This window comes from Elstera litoralis, from assembly GCF_000963705.1.
GTDB classification, from domain to species: domain Bacteria; phylum Pseudomonadota; class Alphaproteobacteria; order Elsterales; family Elsteraceae; genus Elstera; species Elstera litoralis.
In genome coordinates this window covers 1-937 of record NZ_LAJY01000731.1, presented here as the reverse complement: position 1 = coordinate 937, position 937 = coordinate 1, and the positions used below count along the sequence as shown (strand labels likewise).

Sequence of the window (937 nt, the reverse complement as noted above, 5' to 3'; positions counted from 1 at the left end):
CATCCCCGGCAGATTGACGACATAGACCGGCAGAGGGTTGGCTTTTCCTCCCGACAGCAGACTATCGAGGGATAGCGCCCCACCCTCTTTTGTGCCTTTTCCGAACCAGCCCCGAACCGCATCGGCCCCCTGTTTCGCCTTATAGCCCCCATAAATGGCAGCAAGACCCGCCAAGCCCGTTCCCACCAACGCGGTCGTCAATTCTGGATTGCTGCGGGCTTTTCCTGAAAGATCATTGGTCCAGTCGGTCAAGGCTCGCGTCGCTTGCTCGATGGCGGGCACCAAACCTTGCGTTAAGGAAAGCGCCAAACGATCGCCTGATCGGCCTGCTTCATCCACGCCACCGCTGGCGGAATTCCGCCGCAGCGAATAAGCTTCACTGACATCTCGCTCCGAGCCATTTTTAAGGGCAAAACCAGATTCAGCAATATCGGCCCGTTTTTCCAGAAGATACTGAGCAAAATCCTGATTCCGCGTCCCCTGCCCAAATATCTTGGCTAGGCTGGCTTGACCACCGTCCTTTTCTGCAGCCATCGCGGTAAGAGCCGCTTGCGCAGGGCTTTCCCCTTTTTTTACAGCCTCTGCCATAATTTCTGCAATACTACGATTATCTTGTAGGCGACCGGCTTTAAGCTTCCTGAAGAAATCAACAATCAGCCCATTCCGCTCCGTCCAATCACCTGCATATTCTTTAGCAGTTACCGCAAGGCTTCCGAACTCCACCAAAGAGTCGATCCCCTTAAGGCCGAAGCCTTGCACACTATCCTGAAAACGCGGTAGGCCCGACCGGAGTTGCTTGGGCGTAACATCGGCATCCTTAGCCGTCTGCGCAAGAATTAAGGGTACTTGCTGATGGTGGGTAGGTTTTACATTGGTGCGGCCCACGGCGGTTGAAACCAACTCCCCCAAATCCGTCGGATCGAAAGAATAGGCCGTT

General features: G+C 54.6%; 1 protein-coding gene. It reads right to left on the bottom strand.

Going from position 1 to position 937, the window contains the following annotated elements:
- Nucleotides 1-937 (bottom strand): phage tail tape measure protein (locus tag VZ95_RS26170; RefSeq protein ID WP_045777325.1); only part of this gene is annotated, 937 nt, incomplete at both ends.